At 36.3% G+C, this 18,235-nt stretch carries 14 protein-coding genes and 6 tRNA genes; 6 read left to right on the forward strand and 14 right to left on the reverse strand.

Annotated features, from left to right (window positions below; all coding sequences use genetic code 11):
* Nucleotides 1-50 precede the first annotated feature (50 nt).
* Both F960_RS02780 and F960_RS02785 read left to right on the forward strand, forming a co-directional pair.
* Nucleotides 51-2,426 (forward strand): TonB-dependent receptor, encoded by a 2,376-nt coding sequence (locus F960_RS02780; RefSeq protein ID WP_004857215.1) that lies wholly within the window; start codon nt 51-53, stop codon nt 2,424-2,426.
* A 189-nt stretch (nt 2,427-2,615) separates the two neighbouring features.
* A complete protein-coding gene (locus tag F960_RS02785; protein WP_004857220.1) occupies nt 2,616-3,401 on the forward strand; it encodes a YdcF family protein in 786 nt (261 codons plus the stop codon).
* A 55-nt stretch (nt 3,402-3,456) separates the two neighbouring features.
* Here the strand turns inward: F960_RS02785 and F960_RS02790 are convergent, their stop codons facing one another.
* The 8 genes from F960_RS02790 to F960_RS02825 form a co-directional block, all read right to left on the reverse strand.
* Nucleotides 3,457-3,927 carry a DUF2750 domain-containing protein gene (locus tag F960_RS02790; protein WP_004857223.1) on the reverse strand — a complete coding sequence of 157 codons (471 nt, stop codon included), beginning with the start codon at nt 3,925-3,927 and terminating at the stop codon, nt 3,457-3,459.
* 40 nt (nt 3,928-3,967) lie between these two features.
* Nucleotides 3,968-4,043 (reverse strand) — tRNA-Val (locus F960_RS02795).
* Nucleotides 4,044-4,150: 107 nt separating this feature from the next.
* Nucleotides 4,151-4,227: transfer RNA gene (locus F960_RS02800), tRNA-Asp, on the reverse strand.
* 30 nt (nt 4,228-4,257) lie between these two features.
* Nucleotides 4,258-4,333, reverse strand: a tRNA-Val gene (locus F960_RS02805).
* A 116-nt stretch (nt 4,334-4,449) separates the two neighbouring features.
* Nucleotides 4,450-4,526 (reverse strand) — tRNA-Asp (locus F960_RS02810).
* 54 nt (nt 4,527-4,580) lie between these two features.
* A tRNA-Asp gene (locus F960_RS02815) sits at nt 4,581-4,657 on the reverse strand.
* Nucleotides 4,658-4,680: 23 nt separating this feature from the next.
* Nucleotides 4,681-4,756, reverse strand: a tRNA-Val gene (locus F960_RS02820).
* Nucleotides 4,757-5,114: 358 nt separating this feature from the next.
* A complete protein-coding gene (locus F960_RS02825; protein WP_004857226.1) occupies nt 5,115-5,477 on the reverse strand; it encodes a YbaN family protein in 363 nt (120 codons plus the stop codon).
* An 83-nt stretch (nt 5,478-5,560) separates the two neighbouring features.
* On the opposite strand from F960_RS02825, the gene F960_RS02830 reads away from it, so the two are divergent.
* The 3 genes from F960_RS02830 to dapE all read left to right on the forward strand — a co-directional run bounded on the left by F960_RS02830 (nt 5,561) and on the right by dapE (nt 7,931).
* On the forward strand, nt 5,561-6,415 hold the full coding sequence (locus tag F960_RS02830; RefSeq protein ID WP_004857228.1) for a DUF1853 family protein: 855 nt from the start codon (nt 5,561-5,563) through the stop codon (nt 6,413-6,415).
* 124 nt (nt 6,416-6,539) lie between these two features.
* The gene (locus F960_RS02835) at nt 6,540-6,683 is read left to right on the forward strand and encodes an entericidin A/B family lipoprotein (RefSeq protein WP_020847023.1); all 144 of its coding nucleotides are present in this window, start codon (nt 6,540-6,542) and stop codon (nt 6,681-6,683) included.
* 117 nt (nt 6,684-6,800) lie between these two features.
* Nucleotides 6,801-7,931, forward strand: a complete 1,131-nt coding sequence (gene dapE, locus F960_RS02840) for a succinyl-diaminopimelate desuccinylase (RefSeq protein ID WP_004857233.1) — start codon at nt 6,801-6,803, stop codon at nt 7,929-7,931.
* Nucleotides 7,932-7,984: 53 nt separating this feature from the next.
* Here dapE and F960_RS02845 read toward each other — a convergent pair whose 3' ends face one another.
* The 6 genes from F960_RS02845 to pilG all read right to left on the reverse strand — a co-directional run bounded on the left by F960_RS02845 (nt 7,985) and on the right by pilG (nt 16,512).
* The gene (locus tag F960_RS02845) at nt 7,985-8,443 is read right to left on the reverse strand and encodes a hypothetical protein (RefSeq protein ID WP_004857237.1); all 459 of its coding nucleotides are present in this window, start codon (nt 8,441-8,443) and stop codon (nt 7,985-7,987) included.
* A gap of 5 nt (nt 8,444-8,448) precedes the next feature.
* Nucleotides 8,449-12,843, reverse strand: a complete 4,395-nt coding sequence (locus F960_RS02850) for a hybrid sensor histidine kinase/response regulator (RefSeq protein WP_004857240.1) — start codon at nt 12,841-12,843, stop codon at nt 8,449-8,451.
* 126 nt (nt 12,844-12,969) lie between these two features.
* Nucleotides 12,970-15,015: a methyl-accepting chemotaxis protein gene (locus F960_RS02855; protein WP_004857243.1), complete on the reverse strand. Its 2,046-nt coding sequence runs from the start codon at nt 15,013-15,015 to the stop codon at nt 12,970-12,972.
* A gap of 202 nt (nt 15,016-15,217) precedes the next feature.
* On the reverse strand, nt 15,218-15,739 hold the full coding sequence (locus F960_RS02860) for a chemotaxis protein CheW (RefSeq protein ID WP_004857246.1): 522 nt from the start codon (nt 15,737-15,739) through the stop codon (nt 15,218-15,220).
* Between the two features lie 3 nt (nt 15,740-15,742).
* Nucleotides 15,743-16,111 (reverse strand): response regulator, encoded by a 369-nt coding sequence (locus tag F960_RS02865; protein ID WP_004857249.1) that lies wholly within the window; start codon nt 16,109-16,111, stop codon nt 15,743-15,745.
* Between the two features lie 17 nt (nt 16,112-16,128).
* Nucleotides 16,129-16,512: a twitching motility response regulator PilG gene (gene pilG, locus F960_RS02870; protein WP_004857252.1), complete on the reverse strand. Its 384-nt coding sequence runs from the start codon at nt 16,510-16,512 to the stop codon at nt 16,129-16,131.
* Nucleotides 16,513-17,111: 599 nt separating this feature from the next.
* Between pilG and F960_RS02875 the strand changes: the two genes are divergently transcribed.
* On the forward strand, nt 17,112-18,230 hold the full coding sequence (locus F960_RS02875) for an efflux RND transporter periplasmic adaptor subunit (protein WP_004857253.1): 1,119 nt from the start codon (nt 17,112-17,114) through the stop codon (nt 18,228-18,230).
* Nucleotides 18,231-18,235: the final 5 nt, after the last annotated feature.

Raw genomic sequence — 18,235 nt, forward strand, 5'->3', positions numbered from 1 at the left:
CTTTATTGTTATGTTATAACATTACATAAATTCATCAGGCTATTAATTATATGCGACTCAACAAACTATCTTTCTATACTTTGACCCTTTTACAATCAGGTCTTCTGTATGCTGCAGAACCTGATTTTGTTCGTCTCAAAGCTATATCTAGTGAGGCATATGATGAAAAAGAAGAAAAAAATCAAACAAATATTGCAATTATAAATAAAGATCGATTTGAGAATATCACAACATTGGGGGATGCAATCAAGCATATTTCAGGGGTACAAAGCAGTTCCTTTGGGCCAAATTCAGGTGGGCCTGTTATACGCAGCCTAAGTGGTAATCGAGTCGGTGTCTATGAGAATGGACAATCTCTCAATGGCATGAACTCGATCAGTGGCAATATTGGTATTCCATTTGACCCTATTTTTAGTCAAAAAATCACGGTAGATAAATCATCAGATGCCGTACGTTATGGTGGGCATGCCATAGGGGGAAGTGTAAATATTGATACAGGAATTATTTCAAAAGAAATGGAGGAAAAAAGTCATAGCATAGATATCATCATGAAAAAAGGGTTTAATAATGTCGATGCACGTGGCATAAATATCAACGTCAACAATCAAAAAAACTTAAGTACCAATATCCAATATTCTCGTCAAGAAATCTCTTCCTACAAGATTCCTGGACGGAGTAAAGCCAGTATTTGTAATAGTAAATTATTCCCAAGTACAGGAGGAATCAACAGCACTCTGGCTGATGCCTGCCAAAAAGATGCTTCTATTCAATCAACTTATCACACGGGTTCGCAGCCCTATATGAATGACTATGTACTCAAACAAATTGAAAATGATCCTTCGATTTTTTGGGATAATTATGATGGTTTAGAATCTGCAAAATATACCAATGATGCAATTACAGAACGAGGCGGAAAAACTTATCACAATACGCCAAATCCAAACTATGTAGCAAACACGCCCCAATATAAGCAGGACAAAATTAACAAAGATGTTACCCCTGATACCAACAAAAAAATTTGGAATAGCGCATTTGAAAGCACTCATTTTGCTCTAGGAAATACATACTTTTTAGATGACGGCAGTTATATTGGTATTAGTTTGGACCGTATCAACTCAGAATATGGCGTTCCAGGCTTTGCTATGGATAATTTCACTTTTCAAAAAGTTTACAACAGCACTCCAGTCAACGTTAAAAATGAACAAAATCGCTATTCTATACAAAGCCTGTTCAAAACTCCCTATGGTCTACTAGATAACGTTCAATTCAATGCCACCAAAAATATAAATAAATCTGGAGAGTATCTGGGTTCAACCAATGCCAATACATATAAATTTGATACTACATCAGCTGAGCTTCTGTTAAATCATTCAGCTTGGGACAAGTTAAATGGAAGTCTTGGTTTCAATTTTTCAACACGAGATGTCACGGGTTCTGGCAACAAACGTTATTTGCCTGACGTAAAAACAGATACTCGTGCAGTTTTTTTTACGGAAAAATTTAACTGGAGTCTCTGGTTATTTGAAGTAGGTTATCGTTTTGAGCAAGTAGATCATCAAGTCAAGGATGGAAGTTTCGATCAATCCCGTAACAGTCCAAATGGTAAATTGAAAGATCAAGATTTTGACTTACATAGTTATTTTACAGGCATTGGGTTTAATCCAACTGACTACTTAAAATTTCATCTTAAATATAGCGATTCTTCTCGTGCTCCTGAAATCAATGAATTATATGCAAGTGGTCTACATTTTTCGGAAATGGTACACGAAGAAGGTCGACAAGATTTAAACAAAGAACGTTCTAAAAGTTTAGAATTTACAACTCAACTCAATATCGCCAATGCGATGATTACTGGAACAGCATATCAAACGAAATTTGATAATTATCTTTATCAAACTAACTCAGGGATGACCACATCAGCAAATCGTGTCCCTTTGAAATATTGGACACAAGGTGATACAAAAATTACAGGTTTTGAAATAGATACAAGTTATAGCTTTGATTTTCGAAATTATGGGAAATTTAAAGTCTCTGCGTTTGCAGACTTGGTAAAAAATAAACTAGAATCATCTAAAAGCAAAGTTACAAATAATGATGGTATTTATTTCACCAATATGCCGACCAATCGTTATGGAGCGAGTATCGAATGGAATCGAGAAGATTGGACTGCCCGTCTTTCGAGTATTTACTACGAAAAAGCGCAATACTTAGGTAAAAATGTCAATGCAGAAGAACCGCTACCTAGCTATAACTTAGTGGATTTATACATTAATAAAAAAGTTCAACTGAAAAATGCAGATGTAGATTTATTTTTAAATGGAACGAACTTGTTAAATGACGAAGCACGCCCTCAAAACTCTCCATTAAAATATATTGCTCCATTACCAGGACGTGGTTTTCAAATAGGTGTTACCTTACACATCTAACATTTTCAAAGAATCAAATTTTTTATAACAGTTTAAAGCTTCATTTCGAAGTTGGTGGATAAAATTTAATACACCAACTTCATGCCATTTTGAACTTCTATTCAATTCATTAACATTCTCCTGCCTTTTTATTTTATTTCAGCTTTAAAATTGACTAAACTGATAGAACAATAATAAGCGTTAAGTATTATGAAGTTTAAAAGTTTCAAACAAATCCTGTTTTTTATTATTGGCTTGATTCTATTTTTGGATGGGCTGATTTTAATTGCACTCAAAAAATTGCACTTAGGGACGATACTGCCCTTTTTCATTGGTCTATTTTTTTGCGTCTACGCCATTTTTTATAAGAAAATTCATCTTTTCTTAAATCAAAGAGCAACCCTCAATAAATTTTGGAAAATGGGTTGGACCTTATTTAGCCTCTGGGCGATCAGTTTGGTTGGATTTTTTATTTACTTAAGCCAGAGCCATCAAAATATCAGCCCTGATTTTAAACCACAGGCCATCATTGTATTGGGGAGTGGTATTTCGCAAGGCATACCTACACCTACCCTAGCTATGCGCCTAGATCAAGCGGCTGATGTTGCAAAGCACAATCCCAATGCTTGGATGATTTTGAGTGGCGGTTTGGATTTTGGTGAAAAAATCACTGAAGCAAGCGCAATGAAACACTATCTAATCGAAAAATACCAACTTGATCCAAACAAACTATTAGAAGAATCAAAAAGTACCAGTACCGAACTTAATCTAAAAAACAGTCAAATGATCCTAGAACAACAAGGGCTCAATCAACATGCAACTTTAGCAATCGTGACCAGTGACTTCCATACCCTCAGAGCTGCAGCAATCGCACGTAAACAAGGCTATGATCATTTCCAAATGATCAGTGCACCTACGCCACTCAGTACCCGCTACAATGCATGGTTAAGAGAATATTTTGCTTATATCAGCGGATGGGTCTTAAAAGAATACTGATACTCGATTTTAAACTGATATCAATTTAAAAATAAGATCCAGCCATTTGATCAATTTAGAAATTGATCCGTAATTTTCTAGGTTCAGGCAAAACCTGATTGCTAAATAATTGCGGATCAGTTCGTTTAAGTAAATATAAATATCTTTTTAAATCAATCATCAAGCTATCTGCATTTGAAGGTAGATACTTACCATCTGGTGAGATATCCAAAGCCACACTGATATGTTGTTGTTTAATATAAGGTAACACCCGTTCAATCAAATCTTTAAAACTGATTTCACGAATTTCAAAATCGGCCCATTGCCCCTGCAAAACCAATCTCGCCAAAGTTTCTGACTGCCAGAATGGAAAAGCACGCTCACCAGATACCAAGGTTGAAATGGTCCAGCCATTGTTATAAATCGAATAAACACAGGCTTGATGACAAATTTTGTTCAAAAACTGGATATAAGCGTCTTTAGGAGAAAGTATGGATTGAGACTTCTTGGACTTCGCCGAAGTTTTTCTTTGATATGGATTTTTCATGATAAAAATTAAAAAAAAGAGAAAAAATTATAATAATATATGGTGGGCGCTGACGGGATCGAACCGCCGACATTCTGCTTGTAAGGCAGACGCTCTACCAACTGAGCTAAGCGCCCTGAGCAAGGGATAAACAAATTTTACTTTGTTCGAGCAATACCAGATTACTCACTCACCTAAATTTAACTTTCTTATAATAACCACTCAAGATAAAGCAATCAAGAGATGGCGCAGCGGACGGGACTCGAACCCGCGACCCCCGGCGTGACAGGCCGGTATTCTAACCAACTGAACTACCGCTGCACTGCGGCACTTTACCGAAGTAAAGTAATATGGTGGGCGCTGACGGGATCGAACCGCCGACATTCTGCTTGTAAGGCAGACGCTCTACCAACTGAGCTAAGCGCCCTGAGTGAGGATTAACAAAGCAACGCTTTGTCCGAACGCAAGAGAAAAATCTATGATTTTTCTTTTTATTCGATTCTCAAATCAGGAGATTTAAGTTTCTTACACCTCTGTAAGAAATGGCGCAGCGGACGGGACTCGAACCCGCGACCCCCGGCGTGACAGGCCGGTATTCTAACCAACTGAACTACCGCTGCGTCGTCACATTATCTATTTTTTCAAACAAATAACAATACAAACAAAGAATTAAGTGGCGCAGCGGACGGGACTCGAACCCGCGACCCCCGGCGTGACAGGCCGGTATTCTAACCAACTGAACTACCGCTGCACTAAATTCTAAACATAAAGGTTTGGTGGGCGCTGACGGGATCGAACCGCCGACATTCTGCTTGTAAGGCAGACGCTCTACCAACTGAGCTAAGCGCCCTTTACGTCTTTATCGTTTGTGTGGTGCATTATAGAGAATCTTTACTGACTGTCAAACGCTTTTCTTACGGAAACTCACATTTTAGGTTTGAATGATTAAAAAATAGATCATTTCTACGAAAAACTGGCATTTTTTGTTTAATATTTATCTATTTATACAAAAATAATTTTCAAGATTGAATTGAAAATGAATGTTTAAAGCATGCAATCTCATTTTTTTTTCCTAAAATTCTATCTCTTATAGCCATTTCAAGATAAGCGTATTTCATTTTAGATAATGATTTCGTTTGCTCTATTTGAATTAGTTTTAATCCCGACCATGAAAAGCCAAATAATCTACATCAAACTGAGAAAAAAACTTAACTTTTAGGTTCAGGTCGCATACATAACCAAACCGCTACAATAAACATTGTGACATTGGTAAAGATTTTTACCAATAAAGGTGCTGGCGTAAATAACATGATAATGGCACTCACGAACATCATGCTGCACGCGATCCATTTAGCCTTTCTAGGAACCGTGCCATTTTCACGCCATGCTTTTAGCGTAGGACCGTATTTGGGGTGATTGAGTAGCCATGCATCCATTTGTGGCCAGCCCTTTGATGCAGCCCACGCTGCCAATATCAAAAATACTGTGGTCGGCATACCCGGTAGTAATGCACCGATAAAGCCAAGAATGATAAAAATCACAACAAGACTTCGCCAAAACAATATTTTCATTTAGCACTCAAACGATAAAATTAAGATAATATAAACGGATATTAAATGAATCTGATTCTCAATTACAGTAACATCTCAAGCCAATGCAAAATATATTTGAACAAACCTTGCTTTTTGAACCTTGGTTAAAATACAAAACACCAATAGTTCGCCAACTGGCTTTTACTGTTGCTAGTCCCAATATTTTAAGCCAAATTCCTGATCAGTTGCACATACAACATGCATTTGAATTGCATCACGAACAAGTGTTCTTCGAACATTTTCTAGCTTATGAAAAACGCTTAACTGAATTGGATAATAACCCTACGCCTTTAGTGGAGTTTTTAAAACAATTAAAAAGCACTCGCTTAGGTTTACGTTTTGAATATCTCTTTTGGTTTTGGCTATTGGATGATGCGTATCATCATTACCAATTAATTGGGCATAGTATCCAAATCATCGAAGGTGCAAATACGCTTGGGGAATTGGATTTTCTGATTTTAAATAAGAAAACTCAAGAAATTGAACACTGGGAAGTGGCATTAAAATACTATTTGGCTGAACATGACCTTGCGCTTCAGCATTGGTACGGTCTAAATCGGACGGATACCCTACTCCGTAAACTGACACATTTTAGTCATCAACAATTTAAGTTCAATTATGTGAAAAATCATGCGATAGATCGACGTTTTGCCATAATGAAAGGTCAACTCTATTTGCCGACCAATGCCCTAAATAATGCTCTACCGCTATGGGTCAATTCTGAGCGTCGAATAGGCACTTGGGGGAATGAAACGCTAAAAGACTTCTATCGTTTACAACGTCAGGAATGGATTTGTCCCGATTGGCAACAAAGCTCACCACCTGCCTATTGGTGGACAGATGGTTTGTATCACAACAGGACGACACAACAGTTTTATATGTTTAGAAATACAGCACTACCATGCGTAAATTGTTAAATTAATGTTAAATATGGATTGAATACGAACATTTATTTACGTATTTATAATGAAAAAACAATGTTCAATTTTTATCATTCTTTTTAGTCTATTTACACATCAGAATAATTTTAACGTGGAGATGATGATGAAAAAAATTTTGGCAGCCTCTTTAGTAGTAGCATTTGTTTTAACTGGATGTAATACATTTAAAGGTGTAGGTAAAGATGTTTCTTCAGCTGGTGATGCTGTTACAAACACTGCGCAAAAGACACAAGATAAACTGTAAGAAATAGATCATCTAAAAAAACCTTATCATCTGATAAGGTTTTTTTATTTATAAGTGCTTTTTTTCTCGATCTTCTATTATCATAGTTAGCAAAGTTTTTAACGATTTAGCATTTACATGACTTCCGAAACCCTTGATTTAAGTTTAGCACTTCTACGCCAGCCCTCTGTAACCCCTATTGACCATACTTGCCAAACCATTATGGCGGATCGTTTGAGTAAAATAGGCTTCAATATCGAAAACATGCGTTTTGAAGATGTTGATAATCTTTGGGCAAGACGTGGTACTGAATCACCTGTTTTTTGTTTTGCAGGTCATACCGATGTTGTGCCAACGGGTAGTCTAGACGCTTGGAATTCAGATCCATTCCAACCAGAAATTCGTGATGGGAAATTGTATGGTCGTGGCAGTGCGGACATGAAAACTGCATTGGCTGCTATGGTTGTTGCATCTGAACGTTTTGTAAAGAAACATCCAGATCATAAAGGTTCTATCGCATTTCTGATTACCTCAGACGAAGAAGGTCCTTCGATCAATGGCACAGTAAAAGTCGTAGAAACGCTTGAAGCACGCAATGAAAAAATGACTTGGTGTCTTGTTGGCGAACCATCAAGTACTAAGCAATTAGGTGACATTATCAAAAATGGTCGCCGCGGTTCCCTCAATGGTGTCTTGCATGTTCAAGGCCAACAAGGTCATGTAGCCTATCCTCATTTGGCGCGTAATCCAATACACGAAGCATCGAAAGCCATTGCCGAATTGTGTGAAACCGTTTGGGATCATGGCAATGAATACTTCCCTGCAACTTCATTCCAAATTTCAAACATTCATTCAGGAACTGGTGCGACCAACGTAATTCCAGGAACAATGGATGTAACTTTTAACTTCAGATACTCAACAGAACTAACTGCAGACATCTTAAAAGCCCGAGTGATCGAGATATTGGACCGACATCAATTACAATACACAATTGATTGGACCTTATCTGGTCTACCTTTTCTTACCCCAGTTGGTGAATTAGTCAATGCTGCACGCGATGCAATCCGTGAAGTTACAGGGACTGAAACTGAATTATCAACCAGTGGTGGCACATCTGATGGTCGATTCATTGCGCCAACTGGAGCGCAAGTTTTAGAATTAGGTGTTTTAAATGCCACAATTCACCAAATTGATGAGCATGTAAATGTTGCAGAGCTTGAGCCATTAGCTGAAATCTACGAGCAAATCTTAGTCAAGCTTCTCGCTTAATCACATGCCAATTTAAAAAGGGAATCGTGATTCCCTTTTTTTATGCTGAAAATTTAAGCTGGTATTTTACTTTTTTGAGCAATTGCTTGAATCGTATCTAAATCTGGAATTTGATAGAGCTGCTCCATAAATCTAACGACTTGATAGATATGTGGGCTTAACTCTTGTTCTAGATCATCAACTAACTCAGAGATTCGTATGCGAACGGCTTTAGGCATCGCATCACAAAGCAACACAAACCGATCAGACTGATTTTCAGCTTCAATGACCAAAGCTACGCCCTTTTTACGATTTGGATGATGAATTGGATAAACTGCCAATGGTTGATCATGCCAATAAATCAGCTTAGCATCCGTTTCACAGTCTATAGCGGATAAAATGATATTTTGTGGCAATAGCATCGGTATATTTTCAAAACATTCGATCATATAAGCATCGACTAATCCAGAAGAAGCTGTAATTAAATGCTGTAATTCATGATGATCATTTTGATTAAAAATTAAATTATTCATGTGAATCAGCCTTCATTTACAATCTTTTTTGTCAATAAACTTTCAATTTCTTGCAAAAGTATCTTTTCTTGGAAAGGTTTACCCATATAACGTGTCACCCCTAAAGCAAATGCTTTCTCACGATGTTTTTCTCCAGTTCTTGACGTAATCATAATAATAGGCAATTGGGCATGTATCGCATGATGGCGCACATGTTGAGTCAGTTCAAAACCATCCATACGTGGCATTTCGATATCAAGTAACATGAGATCAGGGCGAATATTTTCCAGTTGCTCTACTGCATCCAATCCATCCTTAGCTGTAAGCACCTCATAACCTTGACGCTCTAACAAGCGACTTGCAACCTTCCGTACAGTCACAGAGTCATCAACAATCATGATGACTTTACGCTGATGCGATTTGTGCTCTACCAAGGTTTCTGTATGTATCTGTTTGATTCTCTGAGTACTTTGGATTTGTCTTGCAATATTTTGACTATCTAAAATGAGACAAACTTGACCATCTCCTAAAATCGTCGCACCAGAAATCACACCAATTTGTGAAAATTGTTGACCAATAGGTTTCACCACAATCTGCGAACGTGAACCAATGATTTGATCAACTAAAATGGCTACTGTCTGTCCTAAATTATTTTTAACCAAAAGCACAGGAAGAGAATGTCCGATACCTTTCAATTTTGGATGGGTTTGGTTGCCTAAAAACTCTGATAAATAACGTAATTTATAACTTTGGAAATCAATTTCAAAATAATCATCATGACTATTAAAATATTCATCCAATTGCATAGGTGAAATACGAATAATCCGATCAATTTGTGCAAGCGGAATTGCATATTGTTGATCAGCAATTTTCACCATTAATGCATCGCTCACCGCAACTGAAATCGGCACTCGGATCGTAAATGTCGTCCCTTTGCCCAGCTCAGATACAACAGAGATTTGCCCACCTAATGATTTAATTTCACTCTGAACCACATCTAAGCCAACGCCCCTTCCAGAAATTTGAGTGACCTGTTTGGCAGTACTTAGACCAGAATTGAAAATGAACTGTAAAATTTCCTGATCATCTATAGATTGATTGGTATGGATTAGACCTTTTTCAATCGCTTTTTGACGAATACTTTCAACATCAATTCCTCGGCCATCATCTGCAAAAGTGACAATGATTTCACCGCCTAATCGTTCAACATCCAATTGAATGCTACCAGTTGGAGACTTATTGGCACTTAATCGCTGATTTGTATCTTCAATCCCATGATCAATTGCATTGCGAAGCATATGCTCAAAAGGAGTAATTAACTTTTCCAAAATATTGCGGTCAAATTCACCTTGAACATTTGAAAATTGCAATTCAGTTGGGCGGTTTAATGATGTAGATATCTGACGTACTAAGCGCTGTAAACGTGGTACTACACGAGAAAAAGGTACTAGTCGTGCACGCATCAAGCCTTCTTGCATCTCGGCTTGAATACGTGATTGTTGCAATAACAAACTTTCTGTATCTCTAATTTTTTCAGCCAAAGTCATTTTAAAATCGACCAAATCGGAAGCAGATTCGGCCAAAGACTTAGAAAGCTGATTCAATGAAGAATATTGATCCATTTCTAATGGATCAAAATCTGAATTGAGTAATGAGCCATCATCATGTTTTGCAATAATCTGTGTTTCTAGCTCTCCTTCCATACGACGAAGTTGGTCAGCCAAACGATGAATCGTAAGTTCCATTTCATTCAAAGTACTATTCAACTGTGTCAAATCCAATTCAATACGAGACCTATTGATAGAATTTTCACCAGAAAGATCAATCATCTTCTCGACCAGACCAGCTGATATTTTGACCATCTCATGCTGTTGTTCAAACACATTTGTACTCTGAAGCTCACCCGACATCGCTGGTGGTTCTGTACCATCCCCTTGCACAATCTCAAAATGAGTTTGTAAAACGTCATCGTCATTCAAGGCTACATTTGTAGGTAGTTTCAAGGAAATATTTTCAAAATCAAGCTGTTTTAAGCTTTGCGTTAAAATCAGAATTTCATCAAACTGAGCATTTATAATCGAGTGATAAAGTGCTTTAAATGATTTCTCAAGCAAAGCATCATAAATATTTGAATTAAAATGATGTTGAGCAAATTTTTCAAAACTAATTTCCAAGGCATAACTTATCTCAGCAACACTCGTCAGCCCGACGATACGGGCACCACCTTTTAAAGTGTGCGAAATTCTTTGTAATTCTAAAAGTAAACTACGTTTTTCACGTGCTTCAGACCATGATTTAAGCAAGGTTAAAGCACGAGTGATCAATTCAGATGCTTCTTCAACATAAGCCTGATGTGCGATTTCTTCCAAACTTGTATCATCAATAACATCATTCGCTTGTTCGATATTCGATGTAGAAATTTCAGTGAATACTAGCTCTAAATCGACATTGTTCTCACTCCTAGATTGCAAATCAGTTGCAGCAACATCTAAATGCTCGCGTTCGAGCTTAGAAACCACATGTAATTGACCAATATTTTTTAGATAATTTAATAAGTTTGCTACGGGATAATCTATACGATCAGTTTTTAAAATTGCGACACGATCAGCAACATCATCTTGGATCAAGCGCATCACAGTTACTAAGCTATGATTTGCCTCAATCTGATGATGAATAATTTTTTCATAAATACTTTCCAAATGATGCGCAACTAACCCTAAATATGCTGCTTGAGCCATATTTGCTCCGCCTTTTAAGGTATGCAAATAACGCATCAATTTAGATAAAATATCAACATCTGTAATATCGTCTGACCATTGGCTAAGTGCCAGATCAATTTGTATCAATAACTCATCTGCTTCTTCTGTAAAAATATTCAATAAGTCTGGATCAAATTGAGTATAAATTTCTGACGAATCATAAAGTAATTTATCAAGTGAAATTTGTTCATAAATGACCGAAAGTACTGAATCCTCATGTGTTTGTATAATCGAGTTTTCATCTAATTGGTTGAGTGATCGAGACTCATTTTCTGCATCATTTTCGGCTTGTATTTGTGTTAAATAATGATTTAGTTGGGTGAGTTTTGCAGTATTTTCAGGTGTTAATAAAAGACGTTGCCCAGCAGCTAAATGATCAAATAATTGAATCAATACCTGATGTGCTTGTGCAAAAAATGCGATAGTCAAAGGATTATTTTTAATCTCTTCTAACTGGATAAAAATGCGATATGCACTTTTCAAAGCTTCAGCACAATCGACTAAAGCTTGAGTAGCTTTGTGCTGAGACTTCTCGATTAAAACATCACATTGATGAATCAAAATCGCGAGATAATTTTGGGAATCATGCTGTATTCGTTCTACAAATTGATATTCAGCATCCAAAAGCTCATCAATTTTCAAATGTAAAATATCATGTATCAACTGAGGTGTAGACTCAGACTGCGATAGTTCTGCAAGATCAAACTGCTTAGATTCAAGCTCATATATTTGATAGATTTCATTTAAATATTCAATATTTTTTTCAGATTGTACTGCTGCCAAATATAGAACAACAAAATCATGATAATGCGCTAACCAAGCTCGTTTATTTGATATATCTATCGTTTCTTCTTGAATCAAGGATTTCAAAACATCTTCAACAAAAGAGCTCACAATAAAAATGTGCTCGACTTGTGCCATTGCAGAGCTTCCACGTAAAGTGTGAACTGCACGTAGCAACTGATTAAAATCATCAGATTCTGGTTGAGCTAGCGCTATAAAATGCTGAATCGTAGATAAATGTTCTTGTGATTCTTCAATAAAAATACTGAGCGTTTCAAGATCAATTTCTAGTAAATCATGATTTTGATTTGATACATTTTTTTCAACAACACTATAAATGTCTTGAGCAAACTCTAGTTTTGTTTTGCTATATAAGTTTTCAACGTCTAAATCTTTAAAATAATCGAGTAGCGCTTGATGATAGTCATTAAGTGATTCACCTTTTTGTAGCTGCATACCCAAATACATAAAAGGACGAAAATCACATTGATGCTCTATTTTACTTTTAAAATCATGCACTAAGCAGTTCAAATACAATCTAAAGACAACAGAAACATATTCCATAATCCCATCATTTAATTGAATTTTTTTAGATATAACTCGATTGAGTAAATCTTCTACCGTCCATGCCAATTCTGCAGAACTTTTAGCCCCAATCATACGACCAGAACCTTTCAAGGTATGAAAATATCGACGTATATTCTTCAGGATTGTTTGATCAGTTTTAGTTGCCTGCCAAGCAGTGAGTAAACTTTCCAAATCAATCAATATTTCTTGAAGTTCATCTGTGAAAATATCTAAAATTTCAACATCTTCTTGACAATAACAATCTTCAACTAAGGCTATTGATTCAATCAATTGTTTTATTTTTTCTTTCATAGTTCTGGCTTCTTTTATTTTGACTACAGCTCAATATTGTTTAAAACACAATATCTAAAATGACTTTCATAAAACGAAACTAAATGGTGTAGACAATGCTCCCCAAAACATCATCTACACGCCATTTTATGCTTGTTCTGGCAATTTAAAGTCAGATACAGATTGACGTAAGGTATCCGCCATATTGGCCAATTCTGCTACAGATCGTGCTGTATCAAAGGTCGCCCCTGTAGTTTGAGCTGTAATTTCTTGGACGACATTCATGGTATGTGCAATATGACCCGCAGAAGCTGATTGTAATTTTGCCGAGTCAGAAATATTAGCAATCAATTTTGCCAAGTCATTGGATACATTTTGAATCTCATCCAAAGCAACACCCGCATCTTTGGCAAGGTTTGCACCGCGTACAACCTCCGAAGTGGTATGTTCCATAGAGGTCACAGCTTCAATGGTATCGGCTTGAATAGTTTTTACTAATGTTTCAATCTGTTTAGTTGCAGAAGTAGATCGTTCAGCCAAACGTTGAACCTCATCTGCAACAACCGCAAAACCTCGACCAGCATCCCCTGCCATGGATGCCTGAATTGCAGCATTCAGAGCCAAGATATTAGTTTGGTCTGCAATATCATTAATTAATGCAACAATATTTCCAATTTCTTGTGAAGATTCACCTAAACGTTTAATTCGTTTTGCTGTTTCTTGAATCTGTTCACGGATCACATTCATCCCATCAATTGAACGATTTACAACATCAGCGCCATTCGCAGCAATTTCAACTGACTTTTGTGCTACCTCTGCCGACTCTGTTGCGTTAGTCGAGACATGATCAATCGACTGAACGATTTCATTAATGGCAATCGAGGCACCGGCAATTTCTTGGGCTTGATGCTCTGATGCATCAGCCAACTGATTGGTAATGTCTTGAGTACCCTGAGAATAACGCGCAATTTCCTGTGAAGTTTCATTGATCTTTGAAACAAGCTCTCTCAATTGTTCAATTGCAAAGTTGATTGAGTCTGCGATCGCTCCAGTAAAATCTTCTGATACCGTTGCATAAGCACGTAAATCACCATCAGCTAAATCCGCAATTTCATCTAAAAGTCTTAAAATTGCGTTTTGATTGCGGTCATATTCAGTCTGTAAACGTGTGACACGGACCTCGTCCATTTGATTTTGCAACATGAAAATACGGAAAATATTGAATACAAAAAATGCCAGAGCAAAAACTAAAAGCAAGGCTGGGAATATTGTATGTAAACCACTATGAACTGTGATTTTACTTAAACTATTCAACAAATCTTTCGATAAATTTGTGATCTCACCTGTTGCTGTTTTTACTTGTGATATCTCTGCTGCATTTTTTGTCACCAAAGCAGATGCAGGCTTAAGCACACGCTCATAATGACTACGAACTCTCATCAAAGCATCACGTAATTGCGGATCTTCGATACGCTCGATACCCAGTTTCTTGCTACCATTCAACTGTGCATTTAGGTATATACCAAATGTTTCAGTATCAACTGCAAAATCTTTCGCTGTCACTTTTGACTGTTCAGAGCCATTCAATAAGCTTTCGATCGCACGTGCAGAACGTTCTGCCAAAAAAACTTGATTTTTTGCAATAATAATCTGATTCGTTGATAGATTTAAAAACTTCATCAACTCCACCATTTGATTATAATCCGCCTGAACTTTCGGGATTGATTCTGAAATGGCTTGATTTGTATCAAAAAGTTGATTTAACACAGGTTGTTTGGATGAAATCACTGAAAGATCTTTGGATAGAGTTTTCCATTTTTGACTTGCAGTTTTAAAGTCCTGATGATTTGCATAACTTCCATTTAAAACTTGCAAATGGTCAGCAAATTGATCTTTAGATTTAGTCAATTCATTCATCGCCTCAACAGAACCCGAGCTTGTGGCATCAGTCGCTTGACGTGAAATCGTTTGTGATAACAATTTTAGATTGGCTAAGCTTTGGTTCAAAGCATTGTATCGAGGCACGCTATAGAATAGATATAACAATGAAATCAGTGCGATAACTAAGCTGATCATCGCGATTTTGATATATCTTCGAGAATCAGTATTTTGTTCTAAAAGCGGAAAAAACTGACCTTTTCGACCTTTGTTTTGTGCCACATTCACATCTGTTTTATCTTTCATCATGCCCATAACCATGCTCCCCCAAACGCTCATTTTTATTAGCGCAAATTATTTTGTTAAAATATAATGACTTATCATTTTAGATCATTAGGCAAGACCTAAATATTTTTAAAAAATCATCAATCAAAACCCAAAACAGGTTCTAAAATTTCTAACTCAACCACAACTCTTAAAACTAAAATCTAAATGCTTTATCCCCAAATCCAAGCACTTAAACCCCTTTCATATATGCTTGATCATTTAACAAACGACTAAACATAAAGATATTCCAAACTTGCTGATGATGTTTGAAATAACCCGCGCAATATTGTTTTAGCATTTGATCTAAATCGTTATTTTCAGAAAAATAACTTTTTTTATTAAAATGTTGGATCCCCAGTACTCGATCCACGGTCACCCCAATATATTGCTCAGCATGCTGAATGCAAATGACTTTTTGCGTGGAATGAAAAGTACTCTGTTGACCCGTAATAAAATGACTCAAATCAGTTAAAGTGAGTAATTTTCCACGAATATTTGCTATTCCATTCAACCAATTATTGACCTTTGGAACAGCAGTATATTGAGGTGGATAAATAACTTCTGAAACTTCCCCTAGTGGTGCAATAAAATATTGCCCCATAATTTCAAAAGCAACGCCAGACCAGCGATGAGCTTCATTCTTTTGATGAAGCTGACTTTTATTGCCGCGCTTAGATAATCGAAGTAATTCGATAAATCCTTTCGTTGACATAGATTATTCCGTATCGAGATTTTGTTTGATCACATCGATCAATAACATCTCTTCAATAGGTTTAGTTAAATAATCCGTCGCGCCTTGTCGTTTGCCCCAAACCCGATCAATATCTTGATCTTTGGTGCTCACAATCACGACAGGAATATGTTTGGTCTTGTCGCCGCGCGTAATCTGTCTTGTCGCCTGAAAACCATTAACACCAGGCATCACCACATCCATTAAAATCAAATCTGGTTGCTCTGCTTGTGCGATCGTTACCCCATCCGCACCATTATTTGCTTCAAGTACATCAAAGCCATGTTTGGCTAAAATTTCTTTAAAACGGAACATTTCAGTTGGTGAATCATCGACAATGAGAATACGTGACATTGCGCTCTCCATGTAATTTAAACTCGAATATGATGACGTATAGCACCGAGTAATTCATCTTTACTAAACGGCTTCGTCAAATATTCGTCCGAACCGACTACTCGACCTTTTGCCTGATCAAATAATCCATCTTTGCTAGAGAGCATTATGACTGGAATATTTTGATAAGTTTGTGAATTTTTTATAAGTGCACACGTTTGATAACCATCAAGGCGTGGCATCATAATATCAATAAAAATAATATCTGGGTTTATTTCAGCAATTTTTGCCAATGCTTCAAAACCGTCCACAGCCGTTGTAACCTCACACCCCTCCCTCTGTAACAAAGTTTCAGCAGTTCTACGGATGGTTTTTGAATCATCAATTACCATAACTTTTAATTTATCAAAAATATTATCCATCTTCCCCCCAATACATCACTCAACAACACAGTTAATTATATTATTTTTTAATACATGCATTTTTATCACATATACAACATAGCTTTCAAATAGGTTTTTATTGATATTAAACACATTATTTAAACATAAAAACCAACAATTCTCCATATTAATAAAAACCATTAAAAAACCAACAAAAAAATATTATATAACAATTAAAATCAATAATTTAAGTAATGATTAAAAATTAGAATAATATTTTAATAAAATAAAATTTTTAATTATTATTTTTTCACATGAAAGATAACATTAATATTAAACCAATAATTAATATTATTTAAAAATCAAAAAAATATTTTATAGCATTTTACTTATATATAAAAAAAATTTCTTCATTAAAATCCATTTTCACAAATTGCTAAAGCAAGCTCTTCGACTTAAGCATGCTATTTTTATATGTTTATTTATGTTTTATTGTGGACATAACTAATTGAATTTATTGACTTACACAGATCAATGTAGAAAGTAGCCAATCCGCAACAATTCTATATTGTTTCAAAGCCATTGAATCAGGTAAGATTTTGTCAAATAAATCAAAAATTTGATTCGCAGGAATTTTTATGCCGAGAGCGCAACAAAATGTATTTTTTAAAGCAAATCCATTTAAAATCACACTGTTGTGTATTTCTCTCAGTTTATTTGCCTGCAAAAAACAAGATCAACAACCTGTCATTGAACAAAAAAATCATCCTGTAGAACTGATTCAGCAAGATATTGTTGAGATAAAACAAGGAGATGTCAGTCAAAAAACTGCATTTACAGGGACGATTCGAGCGATCAATCAAAGTAGTATCCAAACTCAAGTCACGGCAACTGCCAGTCAAGTCTATGTTCAAGTGGGTCAATCCGTTGAAAAAGGACAGATTTTAGTCCGATTAAACAATCAGGATAATGCTTCTCGGCTTGCTCAAAGTCGTGCCAATAAAGCCTCTGCTGAAGCACAAGCCAATCAAGCCCGCAACATGGTAAATAGAAAAAAACGCTTATATGATCAAGGTTTTATCTCAAAAGTAGAATATGAGCAAAGTCAGGTTGATTATCAAGGACAACTAGAAAATGTCAAAGCTCAACAAGCCAATGTCGATATCGCGCTCAAGGCAGATCAAGACGGTGTCATCCGTAGTCCTATTTCTGGGGTGATCACCAAACGTCAAGTCGATGTAGGGCAAACCGTTGCTGCTGGTCAAAGCATTTTCGAAATAGTCGATCCTCATCATTTAGAAATCCAAGCCAAATTACCTGTAGATCAGCAGACGGCGCTTCAAATTGGTCATCAAATCGAATTTAACATTCAAGGTAGCGCTGAAACATATAAAGCAACCTTATCTCGTATTTCCCCAATAGCAGACCAAGTCAGTCGTCAGATTGAGTTTTTTGCAACCCCAAATCAAGCGATCAATTCTCTTAGTATTGGTGCATTTATTGATGGAAATATCATTGGATCTAGTCGAATAAATGGGCAAATGATTCCGCTTGATTCTGTTCGAGATTTTAAAAATAAACCTTATGTCTGGGTGGTCAGAAACAATAAAGTTCAACAAATTTTTGTGCAAATTTTACAACAACGTTTAAATGATAATGTTGCGGTAGTACAAGGTTTAAATCAGGGTGATTTGATCATTAAAACTGATTTGAGTCACGATGACATCAATAAACCAGTTTCGATTGCCAAAAATTAAGGATA

Origin of the sequence: Acinetobacter gerneri DSM 14967 = CIP 107464 = MTCC 9824 (assembly GCF_000368565.1) — a bacterium.
GTDB lineage: Bacteria > Pseudomonadota > Gammaproteobacteria > Pseudomonadales > Moraxellaceae > Acinetobacter > Acinetobacter gerneri.